The 26,294-nt window shown below is 74.9% G+C and carries 16 protein-coding genes and 3 pseudogenes; 5 read left to right on the top strand and 14 right to left on the bottom strand.

What is annotated here, in order from left to right; translation table 11 throughout:
- Nucleotides 1-76 precede the first annotated feature (76 nt).
- Entirely contained in the window at nucleotides 77-3,235 is a 3,159-nt protein-coding gene (locus tag AB0C73_RS26595) for a tetratricopeptide repeat protein (RefSeq protein ID WP_362534823.1), read from the bottom strand.
- Between the two features lie 329 nt (nucleotides 3,236-3,564).
- Here AB0C73_RS26595 and AB0C73_RS26590 point away from each other — a divergent pair, with 329 nt between their 5' ends.
- Entirely contained in the window at nucleotides 3,565-3,960 is a 396-nt protein-coding gene (locus AB0C73_RS26590) for a rodlin (RefSeq protein ID WP_362534821.1), read from the top strand.
- Between the two features lie 186 nt (nucleotides 3,961-4,146).
- Nucleotides 4,147-6,174: a thioredoxin domain-containing protein gene (locus tag AB0C73_RS26585; RefSeq protein ID WP_362534818.1), complete on the top strand. Its 2,028-nt coding sequence runs from the start codon at nucleotides 4,147-4,149 to the stop codon at nucleotides 6,172-6,174.
- A 95-nt stretch (nucleotides 6,175-6,269) separates the two neighbouring features.
- Here the strand turns inward: AB0C73_RS26585 and AB0C73_RS26580 are convergent, their stop codons facing one another.
- A complete protein-coding gene (locus tag AB0C73_RS26580; protein WP_362534815.1) occupies nucleotides 6,270-7,358 on the bottom strand; it encodes an LCP family protein in 1,089 nt (362 codons plus the stop codon).
- A gap of 499 nt (nucleotides 7,359-7,857) precedes the next feature.
- On the opposite strand from AB0C73_RS26580, the gene AB0C73_RS26575 reads away from it, so the two are divergent.
- On the top strand, nucleotides 7,858-8,091 hold the full coding sequence (locus tag AB0C73_RS26575; RefSeq protein ID WP_362534812.1) for a chaplin: 234 nt from the start codon (nucleotides 7,858-7,860) through the stop codon (nucleotides 8,089-8,091).
- A gap of 104 nt (nucleotides 8,092-8,195) precedes the next feature.
- Here AB0C73_RS26575 and AB0C73_RS26570 read toward each other — a convergent pair whose 3' ends face one another.
- Nucleotides 8,196-9,497, bottom strand: coding sequence for an FAD-dependent oxidoreductase (locus AB0C73_RS26570; protein ID WP_362535171.1), 1,302 nt, complete (start codon nucleotides 9,495-9,497; stop codon nucleotides 8,196-8,198).
- A gap of 50 nt (nucleotides 9,498-9,547) precedes the next feature.
- Nucleotides 9,548-10,936 (bottom strand): ATP-grasp domain-containing protein, encoded by a 1,389-nt coding sequence (locus AB0C73_RS26565; RefSeq protein ID WP_362534809.1) that lies wholly within the window; start codon nucleotides 10,934-10,936, stop codon nucleotides 9,548-9,550.
- Between the two features lie 317 nt (nucleotides 10,937-11,253).
- On the opposite strand from AB0C73_RS26565, the pseudogene AB0C73_RS26560 reads away from it, so the two are divergent.
- Nucleotides 11,254-12,120 (top strand): annotated as a pseudogene (locus AB0C73_RS26560) (glycosyl hydrolase); the annotation flags it as partial.
- 777 nt (nucleotides 12,121-12,897) lie between these two features.
- Here AB0C73_RS26560 and AB0C73_RS26555 read toward each other — a convergent pair.
- The 10 genes and pseudogenes from AB0C73_RS26555 to AB0C73_RS26510 form a co-directional block, all read right to left on the bottom strand.
- Nucleotides 12,898-14,058, bottom strand: a complete 1,161-nt coding sequence (locus AB0C73_RS26555; protein ID WP_362534806.1) for a GNAT family N-acetyltransferase — start codon at nucleotides 14,056-14,058, stop codon at nucleotides 12,898-12,900.
- Nucleotides 14,055-14,726, bottom strand: coding sequence for a lipopolysaccharide biosynthesis protein (locus AB0C73_RS26550; RefSeq protein WP_362534804.1), 672 nt, complete (start codon nucleotides 14,724-14,726; stop codon nucleotides 14,055-14,057). The genes AB0C73_RS26555 and AB0C73_RS26550 overlap by 4 nt, the downstream gene beginning before the upstream one ends.
- Before the next feature lie 10 nt (nucleotides 14,727-14,736).
- A pseudogene (locus AB0C73_RS26545) lies at nucleotides 14,737-15,099 on the bottom strand (glycosyltransferase); the annotation flags it as partial.
- A 774-nt stretch (nucleotides 15,100-15,873) separates the two neighbouring features.
- Nucleotides 15,874-16,626 (bottom strand): annotated as a pseudogene (locus AB0C73_RS26540) (glycosyltransferase); the annotation flags it as partial.
- Nucleotides 16,627-16,634: 8 nt separating this feature from the next.
- Nucleotides 16,635-17,423 carry a polysaccharide deacetylase family protein gene (locus tag AB0C73_RS26535; RefSeq protein ID WP_362534802.1) on the bottom strand — a complete coding sequence of 263 codons (789 nt, stop codon included), beginning with the start codon at nucleotides 17,421-17,423 and terminating at the stop codon, nucleotides 16,635-16,637.
- Nucleotides 17,335-19,188 carry a lipid II flippase MurJ gene (locus tag AB0C73_RS26530; RefSeq protein WP_362535169.1) on the bottom strand — a complete coding sequence of 618 codons (1,854 nt, stop codon included), beginning with the start codon at nucleotides 19,186-19,188 and terminating at the stop codon, nucleotides 17,335-17,337. The genes AB0C73_RS26535 and AB0C73_RS26530 overlap by 89 nt, the downstream gene beginning before the upstream one ends.
- 742 nt (nucleotides 19,189-19,930) lie before the next feature.
- Nucleotides 19,931-21,325, bottom strand: coding sequence for an O-antigen ligase family protein (locus tag AB0C73_RS26525; protein ID WP_362534799.1), 1,395 nt, complete (start codon nucleotides 21,323-21,325; stop codon nucleotides 19,931-19,933).
- Nucleotides 21,326-21,327: 2 nt separating this feature from the next.
- The gene (locus AB0C73_RS26520) at nucleotides 21,328-22,686 is read right to left on the bottom strand and encodes an exopolysaccharide biosynthesis polyprenyl glycosylphosphotransferase (RefSeq protein ID WP_362534796.1); all 1,359 of its coding nucleotides are present in this window, start codon (nucleotides 22,684-22,686) and stop codon (nucleotides 21,328-21,330) included.
- 404 nt (nucleotides 22,687-23,090) lie between these two features.
- Nucleotides 23,091-24,221, bottom strand: coding sequence for a glycosyltransferase (locus AB0C73_RS26515; RefSeq protein WP_362534793.1), 1,131 nt, complete (start codon nucleotides 24,219-24,221; stop codon nucleotides 23,091-23,093).
- A 58-nt stretch (nucleotides 24,222-24,279) separates the two neighbouring features.
- A complete protein-coding gene (locus AB0C73_RS26510) occupies nucleotides 24,280-25,503 on the bottom strand; it encodes a DUF3344 domain-containing protein (protein ID WP_362534791.1) in 1,224 nt (407 codons plus the stop codon).
- A 421-nt stretch (nucleotides 25,504-25,924) separates the two neighbouring features.
- Here AB0C73_RS26510 and AB0C73_RS26505 point away from each other — a divergent pair, with 421 nt between their 5' ends.
- Nucleotides 25,925-26,164 (top strand): chaplin, encoded by a 240-nt coding sequence (locus tag AB0C73_RS26505; RefSeq protein ID WP_362534788.1) that lies wholly within the window; start codon nucleotides 25,925-25,927, stop codon nucleotides 26,162-26,164.
- Nucleotides 26,165-26,294 lie beyond the last annotated feature (130 nt).

Below are 26,294 nucleotides of genomic sequence, written 5' to 3'. Positions count from 1 at the left end.
CGGGCTGGCACCGCCTGGCCCGGCCCCCGCCCGGCCCGGCTCCGGCCCGGCCGGCCCCGCCCCGTACCCCCGCCGCCTACCCCACCGCCACCCCCATCACCTCCTGCGCCTGCCGGCCCGGGATCATGCCCAGGTCCCAGGCCTGCCAGGCCCCGTCCGGGGCGGTGGCGCGGTCGAGGATCAGGGGGTAGGAGTCGGCGCAGTCGGTGAGGTGGGGGTCGCGGGCGGGGTGGGGGTCGGCGGTGAGGGCGGCGAGGTCCTCGCGGGCGGAGGCAGGGTCCGGGAGCAGGGTGCAGCGCAGGAAGCGGGCCCAGTCGGCGCCGCGGCGGTCGCCGTACGAGAGGAAGAGCGCGGCGGCCTCCTCGCACAGGCCCAGGGCCTGGGTGGTGCGGCCGTTGCCCGCGTCGACGACGGCCAACTCCAGGCAGGTCCAGGCCTCGCCGTGGGCCACGCCGATGCGCCGGAAGTCGGCCCGGGCGTCCATCAGGAGCTGGCGGGCGAAGCCGGAGTTGCGCAGGTTGCCGGTCTGGGCGGCGCGCTGGTCGCGGGTGACCCGGCCCGAATGGTGGCGGGCGCATGCCAAGCCGTAGACGTCGCGCATCCGCGAGAACATCGTCCGCGCCCGCTCCAGCTCCCGCACCGCCTGGTCCCGGTCGCCCCGCTCCTCCAGGGCGTGCCCCAGGTAGTAGAGGGTCCAGGCCTCGCCGCGGGCGTCCTCCTGCTCACGGTGCCGGGACAGCGCCTGCCGCAGCCCGTCCACCGCGGGACCCACGTCCCCGGCGGCCAGCCGCGCCCGGGCCAGCTGGGTCAGCGCCCAGGCCTCGCCGCGCCCGTCCCGGGTCCGCCCGTACCGTTCGAGCGCGAGCCGCAGCTCCCGCTCAGCCCGCTCCACCTCGCCCGTCCGCAGCCGCACCTGGCCCAGCTGGAAGTGCGCCCACGCCTCGCCGTGCACCGACTCGTGCTCCCGGTGCAGCGCGAGCGCCCGGTCGAGCAGATCGAGCGCCTCCGCGAGCCGGCCCCGGTCCCGCTCGACCGCCCCCAGCGCGTGCAGCGTCCAGCCCCGGTCGGCCGCCAGCGACTCCGGCTCCTGCAGCGCCAGCGCCTCCCGCAGCCGGGCCGCCGCCTCCGCCAGCTGCCCCTGGTGGTGCAGCGTGATGCCGAGCGAGCACAGCGCGAGCGCCGCGCCCGCGTCCTGGTGCGCCTCCTGGTACAGCGACACCACCGAGGTCAGCGTCGTACGCGCCTTGTCCAGCTCGCCCAGCTGCCGTGCCGCGATACCGGTGCGCCACTGCACCGAGCGCGAGAGCAGCCCCTGCCCCACGGCCTCCGTCAGCTCGTTGATCTCGCCGAGCCGGTACAGATCGCCGCGCAGCAGGCAGTAGTCGCACAGCGCGCCGAGCAGATCGAGCACCGTCTGCTGGTCCACGCCCTCGGTGTGCCGGAGCGTCGCCGTGATGAAGCTCGACTCCTCGTCGAGCCAGCGCAGCGCCGCGTCCAGCGAACCGAACCCGTGCCCGTCGAAACGGTCCGCCCGTGTCGACATCTTGCCGTCGACCATCCGGATCACCGCGTCCGCCAGCTCCGCGTAGTGACGGATCAGCCGCTCCTGCGCCGCCGCGATCTGCGCCTGGTCCTCCTCCTCGACAAGCCGCGCGGCCGCGAACCCGCGCACCGCGTCATGCAGCCGGTAGCGCTTCCCGCGTACGTGGTCGAGCAGCCCGGCCCGCGCCAGCTCCCCGAGCAGCCGCGCCCCGTCCGCCGCCCCGCCGCCGAGCAGCGCCGCCGCGGCCGCCGCACCCAGCGAGGCCCGCCCGGCCAGCGCGAGCCGCCGGAGCAGCCGCCGCCCGTCCTCGTCGAGCCCGGTCGCGTACCCCGCCGCGAGCGCCCGCTCCACCGGCCCCGCGTCCGGGCCCGCCGCCGCGAGCAGCCCCGCCACCTCCGCCGCCGGCCGCCCGTCGAGCAGCGCGCCCGCCGTACGCAGCGCCAGCGGCAGCCCGCCGCACAGCTCCCGCGCCCGCTCGAACCCCTCCGCGTCGTACGGCCCCCGCGCACCGGACGGCGCCCCCAGCAGCTCCTCCGCGCCCGCCGCGTCCAACGCCGCCACCGGCAGCACGTGCACCGCGGCCGGCACGTCCTCGCCCAGGTCCAGCGGCTCCCGGCAGGTCACCAGGACCAGGCTGTCCGACCGCTCCGGGATCAGCGTGCGCACCTGCTCCGGATCCACCGCGTCGTCCAGGACCACCGTCACCGCGAGCCCCGTCAGCTGCTGGTGGTACAGCTCCGCGAGCCGTCGCACCTGCTGCTCCGCCGACGAACGCTCCCGGAACAGCAACTGCTCGCGGGGCGCGCCCAGCCGGTTGAGCAGGTGCAGCAGCGCCTCCCGCGTGGACAGCGGCTGCTGTCCGCGCGTGGCGCCGCCCCGCAGATCCACCACGCACGCCCCGCGGAACTGGTCCCGCAGCGCGTGCGCCGCCCGCACCGCGAGCGTCGTACGGCCCGAGCCCGGCGCACCGGTGAGCAGCACCACCGTCGGCCGGGTCTGCGTCGCCGCCCGGCCCGCCTGCACCCACTGGGTGATCCGGGTCAGCTCGGCCCGCCGCCCCGCGAACGGCCCCGTCGCGTCCGGAAGTTGCCCGAAGGACTGCTCCAGGACCGCCCGCCGCCGGGCCGCCGCGCTGCGGTCCGCGCCGCGCAGCCGGTCCACCGCCTGCTGCGCGGGCTGCGTCGCCGTACGGTTCAGCACCCGCTGCTGCTCCAGGAACGGGCGTACGCCCCGCACCTCCAGGGCCGTCAGCCACTGCAGCCGCAGCTGCTCCACCCCGCCGGGACGGCCCGCCGCCCCGGCCCTGCGGTGCGCGGCGGCCCGCCGGCCCGCGCCGACCTTGAAGGCGGTCGCGGCGGCACCCGCCACCGCGACCACGGCGCCCGCGCCTAACGCCGTGCCCGCCGCCGTACCGAGCGCGAGGTCGCCGCCGACCGCCGCCACGGCCGCGACCGCCGTCACCACGGCCGGTGTCGCCAGGTCCGCCGGGGAGGCGGGACCGGCCTCCGCCGCCTCCACGGCCCGCAGATAGTGCGCGTACTCCTCGGCCGCGGGCGCCACGATCGCGTCGAGCGCCGCCTTCCCGCGCGACAGCGGCACCGCCCCGTCGAAGCGGCCTCCCGAGCGCCGTACCTCTTCCTCCACGGCCCGTGCCAACAGCCCTTCGGCCTCGGCCCGATGGCTGTCCCGCATCGCGTCCCCCTCCGCCCGCGCCGCCGCGGCTTGTCAAGCCACCGGCGCGCTCCGACTCGAACAGTCCGACCCCAGTGTCCTGCGTGACACCCGTCGGCGCGAGGGACCGGCGTCACAGCCCGGTGTTCCCAAGGGCCCGGTCCTGTCACGGGAGATGACCGAACGACTGCCCGTCGAGTTCCCGTCCGATGGCGTTCATGTGCCGAATACCGCATCCGGGTGACGCTCCGGAACCAATCCCTCCCGGGGCAGTTGATCAGGACGCTTCGGTCAACGGAGCAGTTCCGGGCCATCGAGCTCCGGGCCATCGAGCTCAAGAAGGAATACTCGTGATCAAGAAGGTTCTTGCTACCGCTGCTGTCGCGGCCACCGTCGCCGGTATGTCCGCGACCACGGCGATGGCGGCCGGCAACGACGGCGGCAGCGCCAACATCATCGGCAACACGTCGAAGCAGTCCATCGGCAGCAACTCCACCGGTGGCTACATGAGCCCGAACTTCGGTCTCGTCAACGGTGGCGTCCTCCACTGCTTCGACGTCCAGAAGATCGAGGCCCAGGTGCCGATCGGCGCCCTCATCGGTGTTCCGATCGCCGTCCAGGACGTCCTCGGCAACCCCGTCGCGAACCAGACCTGCACCCAGAACTCCGTGCAGCAGAAGGGCGACGACGCTCTGTCGCACATCCTGGGCGAGGTCCTCTCCCAGAACGGCAACGTCGGCGGCTGATCTTCCCGGCCCCACTGAAGCGGCCCCGTTCCTCGCAGAGCCAGTGCGAGGAGCGGGGCCGCTTCCCCGTGTGTCCCCGCCATCCCTGCCCCACCCGCACCCGCTCCACGCACCCATGGCGTACGGGCGGTGCACCGGGCGGTGTTTCCGCGCCCGCCGCCGCGCCGGGTGCGCGAGGATGGGCCCATGCCGAACCGACTGGCCCATGAGACCTCGCCCTATCTCCTCCAGCACGCCGACAACCCGGTCGACTGGTGGCCCTGGTCGGCCGAGGCCTTCGCCGAGGCCCGCCGCCGTGACGTCCCGGTGCTGCTGAGCGTCGGCTACAGCTCGTGCCACTGGTGCCATGTGATGGCCCACGAGTCCTTCGAGGACGAGGCCACCGCCGCCCTGGTCAACGAGCACTTCGTCGCCGTCAAGGTGGACCGCGAGGAGCGGCCCGACGTGGACGCCGTCTACATGGAGGCCGTGCAGGCCGCCACCGGCCAGGGCGGCTGGCCCATGACCGTCTTCCTCACCCCGGACGCCGAGCCCTTCTACTTCGGCACCTACTTCCCGCCCGAGGCCCGGCACGGCATGCCGTCCTTCCGCGACGTCCTCGACGGCGTCTCGCGCGCCTGGACGGAGCGCCGCGAAGAGGTCGCCGAGGTCGCGGCGAAGATCGTCGAGGACCTGTCCGCCCGCTCCCTCGCGTACGGCGGCGAGGGCGTCCCCGGCGAGGAGGAGCTCGGGCAGGCACTGCTCGCCCTCACCCGCGAGTACGACGCCAGGGAAGGCGGCTTCGGCGGCGCCCCCAAGTTCCCGCCGTCGATGGTCCTCGAGTTCCTGCTGCGCCTGCACGCCCGTACGGGCTCCGAGGGCGCCCTCCAGATGGCCGCCGACACCTGCGAGGCGATGGCCCGCGGCGGCATCTACGACCAGCTCGGCGGCGGCTTCGCCCGCTACGCCGTGGACCGCGCCTGGGTCGTGCCGCACTTCGAGAAGATGCTCTACGACAACGCCCTGCTCTGCCGGGTGTACGCGCACCTGTGGCGGGTCACCGGCAGCGACCTGGCCCGGCGGGTCGCCCTGGAGACCGCCGACTTCATGGTCCGCGAACTGCGCACCCCCGAGGGCGGCTTCGCCTCCGCGCTCGACGCGGACAGTGATGACGGGACCGGCAAGCACGTCGAGGGCGCCTACTACGCGTGGACGACCGCGCAGCTCGAAGAGGTCCTCGGCGCCGAGGACGCCCGGCACGCCGCCCGCTACTTCGGCGTCACCGAGGAGGGCACCTTCGAGGCGGGCGCCTCGGTGCTCCAGCTCCCGCAGGACGGCGCCCTCGCCGACGCCGAGCGCATCGCCTCCATCCGCACCCGGCTGCTCGCCGCCCGCGAGGCGCGCCCGCGGCCCGGCCGCGACGACAAGATCGTCGCCGCCTGGAACGGCCTCGCCGTCGCCGCCCTCGCCGAGACCGGCGCGCTGCTCGACCGCCCCGACCTGGTCGAGCGCGCCACCGAGGCCGCCGACCTGCTTGTCCGGGTGCACCTCGACGACGGCGCCCGGCTCACCCGTACCTCCAAGGACGGGCGCGCGGGCGGCAACGACGGGGTCCTGGAGGACTACGCCGATGTCGCCGAGGGCTTCCTCGCGCTCGCGTCCGTCACCGGCGAGGGCGTGTGGCTGGAGTTCGCCGGCTTCCTGCTCGACCTCGTGCTCGACCGCTTCACCGCCGAGGGCGGCGCGCTCTACGACACCGCGCACGACGCCGAGCAGCTGATCCGCCGCCCCCAGGACCCCACCGACAACGCCACCCCGTCCGGCTGGACCGCGGCCGCCGGCGCACTCCTCTCCTACGCCGCGCACACCGGCTCCGAGGCCCACCGGACCGCCGCCGAGCGGGCGCTCGGCGTGGTCAAGGCGCTCGGGCCGCGCGCCCCCCGGTTCATCGGCTGGGGTCTGGCCGTCGCCGAGGCGCTGCTCGACGGGCCGCGGGAGATCGCCGTGGTCGGCGCCCCCGACGACGAGGGCTTCCGCGCCCTGCGCCGTACCGCCCTGCACGCCGCCACGCCCGGTGCGGTCCTCGCCGCCGGGCTGCCCGACAGCGAGGAGTTCCCGCTGCTGAAGGACCGGCCGCTGGTCGACGGGCGCGCCGCCGCCTATGTCTGCCGGCACTTCGTGTGCGACGCGCCCGCGACCGACCCGGAGCTGCTCGCCCGCAGGCTCCGCGGCTGACCCCGGAGGGGCGCCGCGTCACCTGCGGAGCTCAGCGCGGAGCTCACGTGCAGAGGTTGCTCACAGAGCTCACCCGCAGAGGTTGCTCACCGAGCTCACTTGCAGAGCAGCGAGGAGCCCTTCACCGGCTTGTACTCGCCGAGGCCCCGCGGGATCTCGCTCATCGGCTCCGGCCGGGCCTTCGGCAGCGCCTTGTCGGCACGCATCGCCGCGAACACCCCGGAGGCCTGTTCCCCGTCCCACTCGAGGGTCGAGCCGACGCCCTCGATGTCCGGGTTGAAGCCGTGGACGGGGACGACCGCGAACTCCGTACGGGCCGGGGTGAGGTTCTTCAGCCGGCCGGCGAGGTCGACGAGCTCCGCGACGGAGATCCCGCGCTCGGCCTTCCCCTTGCCCCGTACGGTCGAGGCGAAGGCCTTCAGGGCCCTCGGGCTCCTGGTCAGACCGTCGCGCAGACTGCGGTGCAGATTGGCCAGGAACAGCTGCTGTTTCTGGATGCGCCCGAAGTCCATCTTGCCGTCCGCGCGGCGCGAGCGGACGTACTGGAGGGCCTCGCCGCCCCGCAACGTCGTGGTGCCGGGCTTGAGGTCGATCCCGGTCACCTTGTCCTTGAGCCGCTTCTTGGTGCAGACGGGCAGGCCCTGGTCGAAGACGTTCACCGTGTCCATGAAGCGCCGGAAGTCGATCTCCAGATAGCGGTGGACCGGGACCTTGGTCATCGCCTCGACGGTCTCGACGGTGAACGACGAACCGCCCTCCGCCCAGGCGCCGTTGATCTTCGACGGGTGGGCCTCGTGCCTCTCGCCCGTACGCCGGTCGACATGGCCCTTGCGGAACTCGGTGAGCGAGTCGCGCGGCAGGCTCACCACGCTCACCCGGTCGTTCTTCGCCGACACGTGCATCAGCATGATCACGTCGGTGCAGGCGCACTCGCGGCTGCCGAGCCGGTACTTCTTCTTCTCGGTGGCGGTCACGGCCCTGCGCCCGTCGACGCCGACCACCAGGAGATTGAGGCCCTTCTCCGGCGAGGGCAGATCCGACGGTACGGCGGAGAGCGCGGTGGCACCGAGTGTGGCGGCGTCGACCGTGGCCGCGCCGAGTGTGGCCGCACCGAGTGCGACCAGGGCCGTGGGGAGGAGCAGCGCTCGTCTCCGACGGCGGCGGGGGGAGTGGGGGGAATTCATGAAGGAACGTTAATTCGGACGAACTCGCACACAGGTACGCGACGCGACATCGGCAGTTCGAATCACTCTCCCGCGACGCCTGTGCCATGATGCCGGAACATCGGCGAAAGGAGCGAATATGGCCCCCGATCCAGGGAAATGGGAGCGCATGGCCTTCATTCCGAAGAGCCGTTATGTGCCCGACCCGCCGCCCGAGCGCGAGCCCTTCCCGCTCTATTCCTCGCTCGTCCGCCAGTGGGAACAGGCAGGCCGGGCGGTGCCCGGAGTGCCGGACCGGGAGTGGGAACGGCTCATGAGAACACCTATTTGGCCGCGCTGACGGATTCCGATGCGCGGCAATGGAGTGAAAGGAGCCGGTCCGAGCCGGTCGGACCATCCGACGTTTTCCTTTTCATGGCAGGGTCGTGGTGAACCGTGCAGTGGAAGGCGGGGGCACGTGTGGCCCCCGTACTCGCGAAAGCCGTGAATTCTCTTCCGCCGCAGAAAGGATCCAGACGAAATGAAGTGCAAGAAGGCCGCTGTGGCCGTTGCCGGTCTGCTCATGGCCCTCGGTGCCGCCGCTCCCGCGATGGCCGACGCGGAGGCCGACGCCATCGCCGTCGGCTCGCCCGGTGTCCTCTCCGGCAACGTGATCCAGGTCCCGATCCACCTGCAGGCCAATGTCTGCGGCAACAGCATCAACCTGATCGGCATCCTGAACCCGTCCTTCGGCAACGTCTGCATCAACTCCTGACGCAGCACGCCTGAAGCAGCGGTACACGCAGCACCCGGCCGGCCCCGGGGAGTGTCCACCACACTCCCCGGGGCCGGTCTTCTCGCATCGCCTCAGGAGGCGCCTCAGGCGGCGGGGGTCGTCACCCGCTCCTCTCCCGTACGAGGCCGGCCCACGGACCCGCCGACCGACGCGCCCCGCCCGGAGGCCCGCAGCCGCTGCCGTACCCCCTTCACCAGACGCCCCGCCGTGTAGTCCGCGCCGAACACGAAGCGCATCGACGGCCCGTACGACGGAGCCGTGAGCAGCCCGGCCAGGAACAGGCCCGGCCGCGAGGACTCGAACAGCGCCCGAACCTCCGGCGCCCCGCCCGGGCTCACCCGGCGCAGCCCGTCGCGGATTTCGGGCGCGAGCACGTCCGCCCGGTCCAGGCTCGGCACGAAACCGGTGGCCGCGACGACATGGTCGGTCTCAAGGACGTCCGGCATCCCGTCGGGCCCGGTCACGTCGAGCCGCAGCCGGTCGTCGGCGGTGACCGTCGCACACGCCACCTCGTGTCCCAGGCGTACGTCCTTCACCTCGGCGAACCGCTCGCGCAGCCACCAGGCGCCGGCCGGGCCGAGCGCGGACTCGAAGATCCGCTCACGGGTGACGGCGGGCAGCCGCCGGAAGAGTCCGGGGGTGTCCGCGTACAGCTTGTTCTGCCAGCCGCAGCCGAGCCCGGTGTGCGGGGAGCGCAGGGAGCGCCAGCTGCCGCGGTCGAGGGCCGGTGGCACGGTGTTCCAGTTCAGACGCTCGGAGCGGGCCAGGATCCGTACGACCGCGCCCTGTTCGGTGAGGATGGCCGCGGTCTCCAGGGCCGACTGCCCGGCGCCGATCACGGTGACGTCCTTGCCCGCGAAGCCGTCCAGCTCGCCGTGGTGGCTGGAGTGGGTGACGTGGCGGCGCGGCAGCCCGCGCAGCGGCCCGGGGATCTCCATGAAGGGCAGCACGCCCACGGCGAGCGCGACCGTGCGGGCGCGGACGGTCTCGCCGTCCTCCGTGGTGAGCGCGTAGCCGCCGCCGTCGGCGCCTCCGGCGTCGGCCGCCGGATCCGGCGCGACCGTGGTGATCAGCCGCTCGTCGAGCTCCGGCACCGCCTGGCGGGCGAACCAGTCGCCGTACGCCGCGAAGAAGCCGACCGGCAGCGGCACCCCGTGCTCGGCGCGCACGCCCTTGGCGGCGGCGTAGGCGTCGAGCCCGTACGCGCCCGCCGGGTCGGAGAGATGGGAGGCCCACGGCTCGGACTTGAGGTACATCGCCGAGGGCATGGCGTGCCAGGACGCCATGGGGCGGCCGAAGGCCCGCATGTTGAGCCCTTGGGCCGCCGCGTGGGCGGCCACGGAGAGCCCGTAGGGCCCCGCTCCCACAATCACCAGGTCGTACATCGCGCGTTCCGCCTTCGAAGTCATCGGTCTCATAGGTCTGATGGAGTGAGTCATCGCTGGGTCATCCGGTCCGTGGAGGTACGGGCCGAGGGCTGCGGCGGCACGGCGGCCGGGCGCCGCAGCCGGATGCGGGGGCCGCCGCGCAAAGGCCGGCGCAGCATCAGCAGGCCCTTGCGCAGGACGTGGGCGAGCCAGGCCCGGAGCATCGCGAGGGCCGGCCCGAGGTCGTCGGCGGCGAACCAGGCCGCCTCGGCACCGCCGCGGCGGCCTGGTTCGCCGAGACGGCGACCCGTCGGCTCGGGCGCGTACCGGCGGCGCGGCGAGATCACGTACGACAGGGCCGCGTAGTTCTCGACGACGAAGCGGCGCCCGTACGAGGGGAGGTGCGCGGGTACCTGGCGGCCGGTGAGGTCCAGATGCATGGCCCGCACCACGTCGAGCCCGTTCCGGTCGGCGAAGAGCCGGAACTGGGCGCCGGGCCGCGGGTTGAAGTCGAGCAGGTGGTACGCGCCGGTGTCGCGGTCGAGCCGGAAGTCGAGGTCGCACACGCCCCGGTAGTCGAGCGCGGCGAGCAGTTCCCGGGCCGCCGCGTCGACGGCCGGGTTCGCGGTCCACCGGCCGACCGCCGTGAGCCCGGCCCCGTCGGGCCAGGAGCGTTCCTTGCGGCCGGTGGCACCGGTCGAGCAGCCGCCCGCGGAGTCCACGTACCCGTGGAAGAACCAGTCGAGATCCCGCCCGGCGGGCAGCAGCTCCTGGAGCAGCAGCCGGCTGCCGGCCTGCGGGCCGCGCGCGTACAGCTCCCGCACCTCGGCGAGCGAGCCGAGGATCGCGGTGCTGCGCAGCCCGCCGCCGGCCGGCAGCAGCCATGGCCGGCTCCACTTGGCGACCACCGGCAGGCCGAGCGACCAGGCCATGGTGGCGGCCTCGTCGGCGCTGGTGGGGAGTTCGGTACGGGGATGGGGGAGGCCGAGGTCCCGGCAGGTCCCGGCGAGCTGGGCCTTGTCGGCGACCCGGGCGAGCTGCTCGGGGGACTGGTCGGGCAGCAGGAAGCGGCCGGCCAGCTCGGGCCGGCACTCGGCGAGGGCGAGCGCGGTGATGTCGTCGAGCGGCACGAGCAGCGCGGGAGGTGACGACCCGTCGGCCCCACCGGGCGCGTCGACCCCGCCGACCCCGCCGGCCCGGTCGGAGTCGTGGGGAAGCCCGTCCGCGATCCGGTGCAGGAGCCGGGTGAGGGCGGCGGGGGAGGGCTCGGCCGGGCGCTGGTGCACGCCGCGGAGATAGCGGGAGCGGACGACCGGACTGGCCGGCGATTCGACGACCGCGTGGACCGCGATGCCCGCCCGCCCCAGGGAGCGCACGGCGCCGAGCGTGCCGTGGTGAAAGGGGTTCGGGTCGAGCCGCACAAGGACCGCGGGGACGCGGGTGTCAAAACTCGGCACGGCATGTCCTTCGTCTCGGGTGCCCCAATTGGGCGATGAGGAATCCTCAAATGGACTATTGAGCGGAGAGGAGCGGAGTTCTCGGTCGGCGCATTAGGAATACTTTCGGAAGATCTGACTGACGGTCCATCATGCGGCGCGAGAGAGAAGGAGAAGCTGCCATGGGCAACCAAATCCGCAGAACTTCGAGGGTGTGGCTGGGGGTGTTCACCGCCGGTCTCCTTGCGTCAGGTTCTGTCGTGCTGTCGTCCCCCGCTCACGCTCACTCCGCCGCATCCGTAACGACCCGGGACCCCCAACCGACTCTCTCCAGCGCCATGGGGGCGTTCCTCGAATCCGGGCCCCTCGGGGTGGCCCGTATCGCCCAGCTCGAGCGCTGGCTCGGCGGACACGAACTCCGCGTCGGCCACACGTACCTCCCCGGCGACCGCTGGTCGAACATCGAGGGCCCGCCTGGCTTCCTCGACGCCTGGGCGGCCTGGCGCAAGGCACGGACCGACCGGATGTTCGTCCTCAACGTGCCGATGCTGGAACGGAACGAGGACGGCGTCTCCGACTACGAGGTCCGCCGCCAGCTCCAGCTCGGCGCCGCCGGCTACTACGACGAGCACTTCCGCACCCTCGCCCGCCGCCTGGTCGACCTCGACGCCACGGACACCGTGATCGTCCTCGGCTGGGAGATGAACGGCACGACGTACACCAGCCGGTGCGCGCCGGACCCGACGGCGTGGAAGCGCTACTGGAACCGGATCGTCGGCGCGATGCGCTCCGTGCCGGGCCAGAAGTTCCGCTTCGACTTCAACCCGAGCCGGGGCCACGACGCGATTCCGTGGACCGACTGCTACCCGGGTGACGACGTCGTCGACATCATCGGCATGGATTCCTACGACCAGCCGAGGGGCGCCGATTTCGATCAGCACGTCAGCGAACCGTACGGGCTCCAGGCGCAGGTGGATTTCGCGGCGGCGCACGGGAAGCGGACCTCCTATCCGGAATGGGGTCTGTTCCGGAACGGAGACAACCCCGAATACATGCGGCGCATGCTGGAATGGATGAAGCTGCACCCGCCGCTGTACCACACGATCACCGACTACTGTCCGCACGGCGTCTGGCAGTGCGAGGACAACCCGCGGTCCTCGCTGGTGTTCCGGCAGATGCTGTACGGGGTGGAGCCGGAGGTCCCGACGACGCCGACGGACCCGACGGACCCGACGGACCCGGTGGAGCCGACGGAGCCCACGGACCCGGTGGAGCCCACGGACCCGGTCGACCCGACGGACCCGGTGGACCCGGTCGACCCGACGGATCCGGTGGACCCGACGGTGCCGGTGCCGAAGCCGGAACCGAAGCCCGAGCCGAAGCCTGAGCCCAAGCCGGAACCGAAGCCCGAGCCGAAGCCTGAGCCCAAGCCGGAACCGAAGCCCGAGCCCAAGCCTGAGCCCAAGCCGGAACCGAAGCCCGAGCCCAAGCCTGAGCCCAAGCCGGAACCGAAGCCCGAGCCCAAGCCCGAGCCCAAGCCGGAACCCAAGCCCGAGCCCAAGCCCGAGCCGAAGCCGGAACCCAAGCCCGAGCCGAAGCCGGAACCCAAGCCCGAACCCCAGCCTCTGCCCGAGCCCACCAAGCCCGACTGCTGGCAGCTGAACCTCGGTTCGTGGGTCGAGAGCTGGATCGGCGGTCCGATCTGTGTCCCGAAGAGCAACTCCTGGAAGGACGCCCTGAAGGAGCCCGCCATGCCCGCGGTGCCGGCGCGGCCCGAGATTCCGGCCATCCCGGCCATCCCGGCCATCCCGGCCATGCCCAGCATCCCCGCCCAGCCGCCCAAGGCGCCCAAGCCCGCCAAGCCCGCCAAGCCGGCCGTCGGCTGGCAGGACGGGCTGAAGATCGACTGGAAGGGGGCCCTGAACGGGGTCTGGCCCTTCTGACGCCCGTCCGGTGACGGCCCGCCGCGGCGGCGGAGGAACTCATCCTCCGCCGCCGTTCGGCGTTTCCGTCCCCGGCTGTCGGCGGCCCGGCAGCCGTTCGGCCACCCGGCCCACCCACTCCCGCTCCCGCGCCTGACGGGCCGCCCAGCGCCGCCCGTTCGCCGCGCCCGCGCGCAGCCAGAGGAGCGGGGCGGAGCCGGGACCAGCGAGCAGCAGGCGCTGGTTCGGGACGGTCTCGGGCCGCCAGTGGTGCTTGTACGGCTCGGTGCCGCGCAGCATGCTCAGCGTGGCCCGGCCGCTCGCGCTGGTCTCGCGGGCGCCGTGGCGCAGCAGCATCGCGGCCACGTCGACCTTGCGGGCGCGCAGCTCGGGGTCCGCCCCGTACAGGTAACCGCCCGCGAGCCGCGGCGACATCAGGGTGAGGTCGGCGCACACCACGGCGTCGCCGAGCCGGAACTCGGTGACCATCGCGTCGCCGCGCTCGACCATCGGGCGCACCGCGCGGGTGAGGTGCTGCGCGAAGCGCTCGCTGGTGTGTTCGGCGGTCACGCCCCGGCCCCGCCACTGGAGCTGGTGCAGCCGGAGCAGCCGCTCCAGGGCGACCGGCACCTCCGCGGCGGGCACGATCCGCTCGTCGATGCCGAGCGCGTCCATCTTCCGCAGCTTGGCCCGTACCCGCTGGGCCTTCCCGGAGGGGATGCGTGCGAGCAGGGACTCCATGGGGACGGCGGGCAGTTCCAGGCACAGGGAGTCGGCGAGCCGCCGCCGGGGGCCGCACCAGGCCCCGTAGACGCGCTCGGCCGCGGCCCCGGGCCGTACCTCGCGCAGATCGATCACCGCGCCGCGCGCCGCCCGGGCGAGCGCGGCCGCGAGGGCGGGTGCGGCCTCGGGGCACGCGTCGTCGAGGAGGACGTCGGTGAAGTCGGTGATGGCGCCGCCGAGCGGGGTGAGCACGGGCAGCGGCCCGGGCGCCCGCATCAGCGCCGCGGCCGCCACCGGGGTGTCGTCGGCGCGCCGCACCAGGACGACGCGCAGGGCGCCGGGGCGCCCGTACGACAGCCACCAGGAGTGCAGCCAGGCGTGCGACTGGAACGGGGTGGCCGTGGCGCACCGCCCGTACAGCGCCGTCCACTCCGGGCCGAGCCGCCCGAACTCGGCGGCGTCCCGGACGATCTCGGTCAGCAGCGTTCCGCCCTTCACACCGCCTCCGGCTGCTGTGCGGCGGCGCCCGCCGGGCCCGGGACCTGGGCCGCGCCCGCGCCCGTGGCCGCGGGCTGCCGCGAGTGGCGGGCCTCGGTCCGCGAGGCCGCGCGCTTCGGCCGTACGAGCAGCACCAGGCCGCCGAGCAGCCCGCCCGCGCAGCCGCCGACGAGCGCCGACAGCGGCGCGGACGGCGACACCGGCTGCTGCGGCTTGGTCGCCCGGGAGAACTGGACGACCTGCACGCCGGTGTTGGCGGCCACGTGCGTGCTGTTGGTGACGAGGGCGCGGGCCACGCCGTCGGCCATGGACACGGCCGTGGCGGGCTTCGCCGACCGGGCGGTGATCGAGATCATCGGCGCGTCGGGGGAGGTCGACGCCTGGACGTTCTGCCGCAGCGTGTCCGCGGACACGCCCGCCCACACCTGGGCGTCGCCGGTCACCGCGATGTCCGTGGCGACGCGCCCGTACGCCTGGGCGAAGCCGAGCGCGGCCGACGGGTCGGACTTCTCGCCCGGTACGACGATGACGTAGCTGGTCGCCGCGTACTGGGGGGTCTTCAGGGCGCCGTAGCCGCCGCCGAGGACCGCACCGGCGAGCACGGCGGCCGGCAGCACCATCCAGCGGGCGGGGGTGAGCAGGGAGGATCGTGGCGGGGTGGTGGTCATGACGCAGCTCTCACTTCACGGGGTGGAGGCCGTTGACGGCCTGGTGGTAGAGGGACAGCAACTGCCGGGCGCTGTGCGCGATGTCGTAACGGTGGACCGCCTCCGGCGCCGCCAGCCGGCCGCCTCGCCCGGCCCGCGCCCCGAACTCCTCCCACAACGCCCCGACCAGCTCGGGCACCCCCCCGCCGACCCGCCGCGCCCCGGGCGCGGCCTCCGGCGGCAGATCGTCGAGCGCCGGACACGCCACGTACAACGCGGGCAGCCCGGCGGCGAGGGCCTCGACGACGGCGAGCCCGAAGGTCTCGTCGGGGGAGGTGGAGACGAAGACGTCCATGGCGGAGAGAAGAGCGGGGAGCCCGGGCCGCCCGGCGGATCCGGCGGCCGGGCGGCCGGCCGGGCTCGTGGCCGGACCGTCCGCCGGCCCGAGGCCGGGGTCTCCGGCGGGACCACCCGCCGCGCCGGGCGCCGGGCCCGTGGCCGGACCGACGCCGGTGCCCGCGGCGGGACTTGCGGCCGGTGCCATGGCAGGGGCCGGGTTCGTGGGCGAACCCGTGACGGGACCCGCGGTCGGGTCTGCGGCCAGGCTCATGGCTGGACCCGAGGCCGAGCCTTCGGCCGGGCTCGTGGCCGGACCGTCCGCCGGCCCGAGGCTGGACCCAGCGGCCTGCGCCGCGGCCGCTCCCGCCGCCAGGCTCACCACCGGGCCCGCGGCCGGGCTGGCGGCCGAGTCTCCGGCCGGGCGTGTGGCTGGTCCTGTGGCCGGACCGACACCGGGGCCCTCAGCCCGGCCTTCGGCCTGTGCCGCGGCGGCTCCCGCCGCCAGGCTCATCACCGGGCCCGTGGCCAGAACCCCGGCCGGGCTTGTGCCCCGACCGCCTGTCGGGCATGCGCCCGGACTGACACCGGGCCCTGCGGCCGGACCAGCAGCAGGGGCCACGGTCGGGCCTGCGGCCGAGTCTCCGGCCGGGCCTGAGCCCGGACCGGTGCCGGGGCCTGCGGCCTGCGCCGCGCCCACGCCGGGGCTTTCGGCCCAGCCCGTGGCCGTTCCCGCTGTCAGGCGTGCCCCCGAGCCCGCGGTCGGGCCCGCCGCCGGGCGGACCACTGGGACCGCGCCCAGACTCCGCCCCGACGGTGGGTCCTCCACCGCGCCCACCAGCAGGACCCGGTCCGCCGCCCCGCACTCCGCGGCGAGGCGGAGCAGGTCCGTGCGGCGGTCGCCGTCGCCGACCAGGAGCAGGTGGGCGTCCGGGACGGCGGCCACCGCGCGGATGAGGCGGTCGAAGTGCTTGCCGGGGGTGAGGCGGCCGACGCCGCCGACCACGAAGGCGTCGGCGGGGAGCCCGAGGGCCGCGCGGGCCGCCTCGCGTGCGTGGGGGTCGTAGGCGAAGCGGGCGGGTTCGATGCCGTTCGGGACGACCTGGATGCGGGAGGGGGCGACGCCCCAGGCGGTGAGGCGGCGGGCGACGCTCGGGGAGACGGCGACCGTCGAGGTGCCGAGGCGCTCGGTCGCGAGATAGAGGGCGCGGGTTCCGGCGGTCAGGGGGCGGCCCTCGATCTGGTGGGCGCCGAGGGAGTGCTCGGTGGCGATCACCGGCCGCACCCCGGCGAGCCGCGCCGCCATCCGCCCGTACACGCAGGCCCGGTAGAGATGCGTGTGCACGAGGTCGTAACCGCCCTGCCGGACCAGGCGCGTGAGCCGGGGCAGCGCGCCGACGTCCCGGTTGCCGGTCATGCCGAGGTGGGTCACCGGGGTGCCGTCCGCCTCGATGCCGTCGGCGACCGCGCCGGGGTTGGTCAGGGTCACCACCCGGCTCTGCACCGGCAGATGGCGGAGCAGCAGCCGCAACTGCTGCTCGGCACCCCCGATCCCGAGCCCGGTGATGATGTGCAGCACCTTCAGGTCCGGGCTCACGACAGCACCGCCCGGTCCGCCGGCCCGCCCTGCGCGGGGAGCAGGTCGGCAGGGCGGCGCCGCCGCAGGGGGTGGAGGACGCGCTTCGCGGTGAGCCGCCAGGAGGTGTCCTCCTCGCCGACGTGGACGCGCGGCAGCGCGTACGTGCCGGACAGCGGGCCCGGGTCGATCGCGCACGCGTACGCGTAACCGGCCTTGCGGACGGCCCGTACCGCCCGCGTGTCGACCGCCCCGTACGGGTAGCAGAAGCCGTCCACCGGGCCGCCGGTGATGTCCTCGATCAGCTCCCGGCTGTGCCGGGTCTCGGCGGCGAGCGTCGCGTCGTCCGCCTCCGTCAGCGACACGTGGTGCAGTCCGTGCGAGCCGATCTCCATGCCCGCGGCGGCCGCCCGGCGGATGCCGTCCTCGTCGAGGAGCGGCTTGCGCGGACCCTCCGCGTCCCACGCGTTGTCGCCGCCGAGCCGCCCCGGCAGCACGTACACCGTCGCCGTGAAGCCGTGCCGCCGGAGCAGCGGCACCGCCGACTCCACGAAGTCCGCGTAGCCGTCGTCGAAGGTCAGCCCGACGAGCCCGCGCTCCCGGCCCTTCGCGGCCGCCGCGAGCAGTTCCCGTACGGACACCCCGCGCAGCCCCCGGTCGCCGAGCCAGTGCAGCTGGCGGGCGAAGCGTACGGGGGAGACGGTCACCCGGTACGGATCATCGGGTGCGACCGCGATCGAGTGGTACATCGCGACCCACAGGGGAGGTTTCGGCAGCAGACGACGCAGCACGGCGGGGGCGGGCATGGGGGGTCCTTCGGAGGGGTCGGGGCAGCGGTCGGAGCAGCGGTCGACAGGGAGTGCGGGGCAGGGGCGGGATCTCGGGCGCCTTGGCGGCGCACGCGACGAAGAGCAGGAAGACGCCGATGACGACCAGCGCGGCGACGGTCAGCGAGAGCAGCGGCGAGTCGATCGCCACCGAGCACAGCCAGCCCGCGCCGGTCGCCCACGCGCCGGCAGTGGCGAGCCGCAGCAGGCCCTCGCCGAGCCGGCGCACGTCGACCGGCACGGACTGCCGGTGCGCGCCGAGCAGCAGCATCACGGCGGTCAGCGTGATGCCGAACGCGTTGGCCCCCGCGATGCCGGCGGCGCCCCACAGCGGGGCGACGGCCGCCCCGGTCACGGCGGTCGCGGCGAGCCCGGCGCCCATCGCGGCGGCCGGGTACCAGAGCGGGCGGACGGCGGAGAAGTAGCAGCGGACCAAGGCGCCCACCATCGTCTGGCCGAGCAGACCGAGCGCGTACACCCGCATCACGGTGGCGGTCGCGGCGGTGTCGCCGGCGTCGAACGCGCCGCGCTGGAAGAGGAGTCCGACGATCTGCGGCGCGGCGGCGATCACCGTCGACGCGCCGACGAGGACGACGACGGCGGCGAGCAGCAGGTCCCGCTCGACCCGGCGGCGGGCGCCCTCCGCGTCGCCGGAGGCGAGGGCCCGGGCGACCACGGGGAAGCTGACCGTGCACAGCATCAGGGAGAGGATCATCGGCATCTGCGCGACCTTCTGCGCGTAGTTCAGATGCGAGATGGCGCCGGGCGGGAGCGGGGAGGCGAGGAAGCGCTCGACGAGGATCTGGGACTGGCGGGTCAGCGCGAAGACGACGACCGGCGCGATCATCCCGAGGACCAGGAGACGGTTGTCGCCGTTCGCCGGTACGGGCTTCGGCTCGGCCTTCGGGACCGGCCGGGAGCGCAGCTCGCGCAGCAGCGACGGCGCCTGGACCAGGACCATCAGGACACCCCCGACCGCGACGCCGGCCGCGGCGGAGCGCACGCCGAGCGGTTCGCGCAGGACGAGCGTGGTGCCGATGATGCCGACGTTGTACGCGACGTAGATCGCCGCCGGCGGAAGGAACGAGCCGTGGGCGCGCAGCGCCGCCGAGCAGTAACCGGCGAGCGCGAACGAGAGCACGCAGGTCGCGGTGAGCCGCGTGCAGTCCACGGCGAGCCGGGGGTCCGGCAGGCCGGGCGCGAGCGTCGAGACGAGCAGCGGGGCGAAGAGGACGAGGAGCGCGGCGACCGCGGCGACGGCGAGGACCAGGCGGGGGAGTGTGGCGCGTACGAGGGTACGGACGGGGTCGCCGAAGAGCGTGCCGGCGCGGCGGGCGAGGGCCCGCGAGAACGCCGGCACGAGGATCAGCGCCATCGCGTCCTCGATGAGCAGCGTCGACGCGAACTCCGGCACCGTCCACGCCACCAGGAACGCGTCGGTCTCGGCGCCCGCGCCGAAGTACCCGGCCAGGATCTGGTCCCGGACCAGGCCGAGGACCGCGCCGACGGCGGTCAGCGCGGCCGTCACGGCCGCGGCCCGCAGCAGGAACCGGCCCGACGGCGACCACTTCGTCCGCCGCCGCGCGTGCCGGGCCCGCGTCTCCGGCTGCGCGACCGGCTGCGTGGCCGTCTGGGCGACGGGCCGCGCGCCGTGGCCGAGCGGCCGGCCCCCGAGCAGCGGCGGCCGGGCCGCCACGTCCGGTACGGACCTGCTGGTGATGGGCGCCGGCCCGCGCCGTACCACCCGCCCCCCGCCGGCCCAGGTCCGCCCGTCGGTCGCCCCCGCGACGCCCCACGGATCGCGCACGCCCGGCCGCGGGTCCCCCGGCATCGGCATCGGCGTCTCGGCGGCGACCGGCCGCCGCGGCTCCGTCCCGCACAGCAGATCGGCCCCGCTCCCAGCCGCCCACGGATCCGCCGGCCCCCCGTCCCCGCCGCCCCCGCGCTCCCCGCCCCCACCCGGCAGCCCCACCGGCAGATCGCACAGCGGATCGACGGGCGCGAGCAGCGACCAGGGATCGCCGGACCCGACGGGGGGAGTCCGGTCGGCGAGGGAGTAGGGGAGTCGCAGCTGGAGGGTGGCGTCCGACGCAGGGCCCCACGGCCCGTCGCCGACGGCCCCGCAGCCCCCCAGGCCACCGGTCGCCTCGCCGCCGGAGGCGCGAGCGCCACCCACCCGGCCGCCGGGCGCCCCCGGATCCCTCGGCGCGTGGCCGCCGGCGGTCCAGCCGTCGGGTGTCACCGAGACGCCGCTCCCCGGCGCGGGCGTTCCGCCGCGGGGTGCCCCGGCATGGCCGGGGGCACCAGCGCCGGAGGTGTGGGCGCCGGCAGTCACCGTGCCGCTCGCCTCAACCCCTGGCGCGCCACCACCCGTTGCCCGGCCGCCCCGCGTGCCGGGCTCGACGGGCGGCGGCGCCGCCCGCGTCGGGCCCAGGTCCAGGCCGGCCGGCGGGGTGTCCGTCGGGTGGCGGGAGGCGGGCCAGGAGTCAGGCATCGCGTACCTCCGACAGGGACCACCAGGCCGCGAGGCCGAGGACGACGGACATCAGGACGGTCGAAGGGCCGCCGATGTCCGCGTAGAAGAAGTCGATGAGCTGCCAGGCCAGCAGGCCGAACGCGACCAGGGCGCAGTCCGCGTTCAGGTCCTGCCTGGAGTTCCCCCGCGGCGTCGCGCCGGAACTCCGGACAGGACCTGGCCTGCGCCGGCACAGGGCCGCGACCAGCAGCGCCACCCAGCTGCCCGCGAGGGTCAGCAGGCCGATCAGGCCCTGCTCGCTGAGGACCAGGAGGTACATGTTGTGCGGGGAGAGCAGCGGCTGGCGGGCGAAGGCGGCGCCCGCGCCTGCCGTGTCGCTGCCCGAGGAGAGCGCGAGGGAGGCGTTGGAGTCGCGGTACGCGGGGAAGCCCTTGAGGCCCACGCCGGTCAGCGGCTCGGAGCGCCACATCCGGCCGGCCGCCGCCCACATCGTGTACCGGTCGGTCACCGACTGGTCGGGCGCGGCCGTCACCTGGGTGATGCTCGTGAGGCGCTCCTTCACCATGTCGGAGCCGATGCCGAAGCCGCCGACCAGGACCACCCCGAGCGCGGCGCCCGCGACGGCCACCCGCGCGGCCCGGCGCACGCCGGAGCGGAGCAGCTGGAGCCCGAGCGCGAGCACGGTCGCGATCCACGCGCCCCGGCTGAAGGACAGCACCAGGGGGACGAAGAGCACGGCCACGCACAGCAGCGCCGCCGTCCGGTTGCGGCTGCCCGCCCGGCCCCCCAGCGCCAGACCCGCCGCGATGACGAGCCCGTACGCCACGACCGTGGCCATGCCCATGACGTCCGTGGCGCCGAAGGTGCCCACCGCCCGGATGTCCGCGCCCTGGTACGACGCGCCGGTGCCGGTCAGGTACTGCAGCACGCCCACCCCGCCCTCGACGAGCGCGAGCCCGACGAGCGCCCACGCCACCACGGCGAAGTCCCGCCGGTCGCGGATCATCACGAGCACGGCGGCGGGGACGAGCACGAAGATCTGGAGGTAGCGGGCGACGCCCGGCAGGCTCGCGCCCGGGTCGTTCGAGGTGATCGCGGCCAGACAGACGCCGAGCACCGGCAGGCCGAGCACCACCGCCGCCGACCGGGTCAGCGGCCGGGCCCCGCCGCGCAGCACCCGGACCAGACAGATCAGTACGAGCAGACCCGACGCCGCGTCGGCGACCGTGCCCGAGCCGCCCGTCCCGCCCTGCGCGCCGCCGCCACCCGGCACGAGCAGCAGGGCGATCACCGCGAGCACCGGCGACAGCGCCCCGGCGCGCCGCGCCCACTCCCGTACACCTGTATCCGCGTCCGAGCCCGCGTCCGCGTCAGAGCCCGGCACGGCGACCGCCACTGTCGTCATCGTCAGCTTCCCGTCGGTCGCACGAGCCCGGCCGCCGTGCGCAGCAGGATGCAGACGTCCTGCCAGAGCGACCAGTGGTCGATGTAGTGGTTGTCGAAGCGGCAGCGGTCCTCGATCGAGGTGTCGCCGCGCAGGCCGTGCACCTGGGCGAGCCCGGTCAGCCCCACGGGCATCCGGTGGCGGGCCGCGTAGCCCACGTGGATCCGACTGAACTGGGCGACGAAGTACGGGCGTTCGGGCCGCGGCCCGACCAGGCTCATGTCACCGCGCAGCACGTTCCACAGCTGCGGCAGCTCGTCGAGCGAGGTCTTGCGCAGGAAGTGCCCGGCCGCGCTCATCCGGCGGTCGTTCGCGATGCTCCACTGGGTCGCCGACTCCGTCTCGTCGGCCGGCTTGAGCGTACGGAACTTCAGCAGCGTGAACAGGCGCCCGTTCTGGCCCACCCGCTCCTGCCGGAACAGCACCCCGGGCCCGTCCGCGACCCGCACCGCGAGCGCGCACACCGCGAGCACCGGCAGCGCGAGCGCGAGCGCGGGCCCGGCGAGCGCCACGTCCAGGGCGCGCTTCGCGGTCAGCCCGCGCCGCTCGCCGAGCGGGATGAGGAGCCGGCAGCCGTGGCCCCACAGGTGGTCGCCCATCGGCCGCCCGGCCGGGTCCCCGCCGAGCCGCCAGGTGGCGCAGCCGTACTGCTGGAACAGAGTCACCAGACCCTCGTCCGTCGTGTCCTCCGCGTCGTCCGCGAGCAGCACCGCGTCGCGCACCGTGTTCTGGATGACCGCCCGGTGGACGTCCTCGGGGCTGGTCAGGACCGGCAGGCCGCCCTGCTCGCCGTCCGCGTGCGGCGCGACGACGCCGACCGGCCGGATGCCGTACTCCGGGTGCTGGGCGAGCGCGGCGGCGAACCGCCGGGCCGGGCCCGCCGCGCCGACCACGAGCGCCGAGCGCGGATGCGCCCGGGCCACCCGGCGGCGCCGGGCGAGCCACAGGCCGCGCAGCACGCCCACCGTCACCACCTGGGTGGCGTACGCGGCGCACAGCCGCAGCGGTCCGATCGAGAGCGCCGGGGCGTACGCGGCGACGGCGGCGGCCGTCAGGCACCACGCGAACCCGGCGCGGGCGGCGAGCGCCGGCACCTCGTCCAGGACCCCGGCCGGCAGCGCGGCGGGACGGTGCAGACCGGCCCGCCCGTCGAGCACGACGACCAGGACCGCGACCGGCAGCGCCAGTTCCCAGCGCCGGTGCGCCGCGGAGAGGACGGCGACCGCGGCCAGTACGGCCAGCGCGTCGGCGGCGACCAGCGGTACGGCCGCGTAGCGGGCCCGTACCGGCCGGGGGAGTGGCAGCGCGAGCCGGCCGGACACGGCGCGCGGCGCCGTCAGGGAGGCCAGGCGGCCCTGCCGGGAGTTCCCCCGCGGCGTCGCGACTCCCCCGGAGCCGCGCCTGCGTGGGGCTCCCCCCGGCGAAGCCAGGGGGCGTGCCCCCAGCACCGCCGCCTCCGGCGTCGTCGTCAGCCGGCGACTCCCCCGTAGCCCTTCGGGCACGGGAGGCGCCCCCTCCGCGCCGCCTCTCCCCCTCGGCCTGTCGGCCTGGGCGGTACCCCCATCCTCCGCCTTGGATTCGACGGCGCTGGGGGCACCGCCCAGGCGCAGCTCCGGGGGAGCCGCTCCTTCTCCCGCGCCGGAACTCCGGACAGGACCTCGACCGGGGAAGTGGCCCGCCGCGGGCCACGGGCCCGGCGAGGAGGGAACGCTGGTGCTTTCGGTTGTCACTGGGCGATCGGCTCTCTGTGCTCCGTGCACCGCACTCCGGCCACTTCGCGGTAGAGCTCCGCGACGGCCGCGCCGGTGCGCCGCACATCGAATCTGCTGAGTACGTGCTCGCGGGCCGTCCGGCCCAGCGAGTGCCGCAGCCCGGCACGGCCCAGAAGCCGGCCGAGCGCGGTGGCGAGCGCGACGGGGTCCTCGGACGGGACCAGGCAGTGCTCGGCGTGGCCGGGCGGCAGGCTCTCCCGCGCGCCGTCCACGTCGCCGACCACGACGGGCCGGCCGCTCGCCATGGCCTCCAGCGGGGCGAGCGCCATGCCCTCCCAGCGGGACGGCAGGACGACCAGGTCGGCGGCCCGGTACCAGGGCGCGGGGTCGGCCACCGCGCCGGTGAGGTGCACCGAGGGGTACGGGGCCGCGGCGGCCCGCAGCGCCGCCGCGTCCGGGCCGTCGCCGACCAGGACGAGGCGGGCGTCCGGTACGGCGGCGAGCACCGCCGGCCAGGCGGCGAGCAGGACGTCCTGCCCCTTCTGCCGGCACAGCCGCCCCACGCACACCACCAGGGGCCCGGCGCCCGGGAGTTCGCGCTCCGGGCCCGGGGCTTCCGCGCTCGTGGGCGGGGCGAAGCGGGCGGCGTCCACCCCGTTGTGGATCACCGACCAGGCGGCGCGCACGCCCGCGTCCTCGCCGGTACGGCGCTCCGCCTCGCTGACGCACACGATCCGCGCGGTCCAGCGGGCGGCCGCGCGCTCCCAGCCGCGGGCGAGCGCCGCGGTCGTCCCTCCGACGGCCTCGAAGGACCAGGCGTGCGGCTGGTACACCGTCGGCACCCGGCCGCGCAGCGCGAGCCGGGCGCACAGGCCGGCCTTGGCGCTGTGCGCGTGTACGAGCGCGGGCCGCACGGCCCGCAGCAGCCGGCCGAGCTCGCGGGTCTCCCGGAGCAGCGCGGGGCCGGGCTCGCGGCCCGCCCGCCAGTCGTACGCGACGGCGCCCTCCGCCCGTACCGCGGCGGCGAGTTCGGTGCCGGGCGGACAGGCCACGGCGACCCGGAGCCCGGCGGCGAGCTGCCCGCGGACCAGATCGGTGACGACCCGGGCGACCCCGCCGTCACCGGGCTGGACGGCGTGCAGCACGTCCGGCCGGGGGCCGGGCCGAGAGTCAGGCCGGCGGTCGCGGGGGTCGGGCCGGGGGTCAGTCCCGGTCGGCCTCCGCCTCCAGGACGGGCGCGACGAGGAGCGGGCGTCCTGGGCCGGCCTGTCCGAGGACGGGCTGCCCGAGGCTCGGCTGTTCGAGTCCCGGCTCTCCGAGGACCGTCCGTCCGGGGACCGGCCGTCCGGGGCTCGGCCGTCCTCGGCCCGGCCGCTGTTCGAGGTCGGCCTGGAGGAAGAGCACGCCGAGCCAGACGGCGTCCTTCCGGCTCCCGAGGCGGATGTGGAAACGATCGGCCCCATGGCGCAGCGCCCCCCGCAGATCGAAGACGTCCGAGTCGTACCCCAGGGTGTTCTGATGAGCGGGCAGTCGTTCCATCCGACTTGTTCCCGGTTCCGTGATGCTGGAGTTCATCACGTCGTCCGCGGAATTCGCGGAATCGGAGAGCACGGTGCGCGTGACGCCCTTCGCGCTCTTCGCCACGCCGGTCTCGACCGCCAGGTAATCCCCGGAAGTCCCCCGGTCGCCGTCGTAGCCGACGAATCCGAGCCTGCCGTCCGCACCCTGGGGAATGCGGTGCGCGCCGAGCGCGAGCGGCACGCCGAGCTCCTGGTTCTTCGGGCCGAGGGCCTCGAACCCGTCCCATACGGCCAGTCGGCGCAGCGGCTCGTCGGCCTTCTCGTACGCGGCGACCAGCGTCCAGCCGCCCCAGCCGCCCACGGCGGAGCGGCCCATGGCGACATTCACCTGGGCGACCGTCCACAGGCCCGGACGGGACGAGCGGACCAGCTCGGTGACATCGGCGGAGGCCTGGAAGGCGTCGGCGCCGTCGGCGGTGCGGTGGCCGATCGTGGTGTCGGCGAGCAGCGCCCTGTACTGGCCGCCCGGCTCGGCGATCAGCACCCGCCCGTTGTCCTTGGGCGGCTTCTGCTCGCCCGCCCGCAGGTTCCCGCCCCAGTACAGACGGGCCCAGCTGACCCGGGCCCCGGCGGGAACGCGCAGTTCGGCGCGGCTGGAGTTGTAGGTGTTGGGGTCGGTGTCGACGTCGACGTACGCGAGGGCGGCGCCGTCGTTGACGGACCCGGCGCCGGCGGCACCGGTGGCCGAGGTGTTGGCGGCGCGCACGACCCCACCGTGCTGCACCGCCTCGAACCTCGGGGCGAACGGGAGTCGGGCGGCCTCCTTGGGCTGCGCCGCGACCGGGGGCGCGACGGCCGAGGCGACCGGGAGCGCGGCGGAGAGGGCCGCGCACGAGAAGGCACACACCAGACCCCGACGAACGGCATGAACCGCTGAATTCCGCATACAGGTTCTCCGCTTTGATGAGAGAGAGAAGGGAAGACCCGTGGTGACCGGGGGAGGGGAGAGAGATGTCGGCCGCGCGAAATGGATGAACGCGCGACGGGACCGGAAGCAACGTCCGGAAACGTTATAACGCCCGCGACGGGCGATAGTAAGCATCAGCTGCTCACCAACGCTAACTTCCGTATCCGGTGGGCACGTTCCTCGTTGAGCGTGTTGCGCCTTTCTGGGCCCGGTCACTCGAATGACCCTCCTATGGCCCAAAGATCGGTTGAACGTCACCCGTTCGGGAGAGCAACCGATGAAATCCAGCGGCGTTGTTGATGCAGCCGGGCAATACCGTCCGCGCCGTCCGAGTTGAAAATCGATCGAGGAGACGTTCTCCATGTCCCGTATCGCGAAGGCTGTTGCTCTGTCCGTCGGCGCCGCCGCCACCGTCGCCGGTGCCGCGGGTGTCGCCGCCGCCGACGCCGGTGCCGAGGCCGCCGCCGTGCACTCCCCGGGCGTGCTGTCCGGCAACGTCGTGCAGGTCCCGGTCCACGTCCCGATCAACCTCTGCGGCAACACCGTGAGCATCATCGGCGCGCTGAACCCGGCCTTCGGCAACACCTGCGTCAACGCCTGATCCCGTACGCCGGATCGTGGTCCTTCCGAGGCCGGCGCTCCCGCCCGAGGAAGCCGCGCGGGGTACGGGGCAGCAGATCGGGCGCGGGCCAGGCGGCGGGCGCGGCCCCCGGCCCGGCCCCCGGCCCGGC

The sequence above is a fragment of the Streptomyces sp. NPDC048623 genome, assembly GCF_040650755.1.
Classification (GTDB): Bacteria; Actinomycetota; Actinomycetes; order Streptomycetales; family Streptomycetaceae; genus Streptomyces.
This window is presented reverse-complemented; position numbering and strand designations above follow the sequence as displayed.

What these genes read in the sequence shown, in the direction of transcription:
- AB0C73_RS26595 (WP_362534823.1), bottom strand. Translation starts at nt 3,235, where the DNA reads ATGCGGGACAGCCATCGGGCCGAGGCCGAAGGGCTGTTGGCACGGGCC.
- AB0C73_RS26585 (WP_362534818.1), top strand. Translation starts at nt 4,147, where the DNA reads ATGCCGAACCGACTGGCCCATGAGACCTCGCCCTATCTCCTCCAGCAC.
- AB0C73_RS26580 (WP_362534815.1), bottom strand. Translation starts at nt 7,358, where the DNA reads ATGAATTCCCCCCACTCCCCCCGCCGCCGTCGGAGACGAGCGCTGCTC.
- AB0C73_RS26575 (WP_362534812.1), top strand. Translation starts at nt 7,858, where the DNA reads ATGAAGTGCAAGAAGGCCGCTGTGGCCGTTGCCGGTCTGCTCATGGCC.
- AB0C73_RS26570 (WP_362535171.1), bottom strand. Translation starts at nt 9,497, where the DNA reads ATGTACGACCTGGTGATTGTGGGAGCGGGGCCCTACGGGCTCTCCGTG.
- AB0C73_RS26550 (WP_362534804.1), bottom strand. Translation starts at nt 14,726, where the DNA reads ATGACCACCACCCCGCCACGATCCTCCCTGCTCACCCCCGCCCGCTGG.
- AB0C73_RS26535 (WP_362534802.1), bottom strand. Translation starts at nt 17,423, where the DNA reads ATGCCCGCCCCCGCCGTGCTGCGTCGTCTGCTGCCGAAACCTCCCCTG.
- AB0C73_RS26525 (WP_362534799.1), bottom strand. Translation starts at nt 21,325, where the DNA reads ATGACGACAGTGGCGGTCGCCGTGCCGGGCTCTGACGCGGACGCGGGC.
- AB0C73_RS26505 (WP_362534788.1), top strand. Translation starts at nt 25,925, where the DNA reads ATGTCCCGTATCGCGAAGGCTGTTGCTCTGTCCGTCGGCGCCGCCGCC.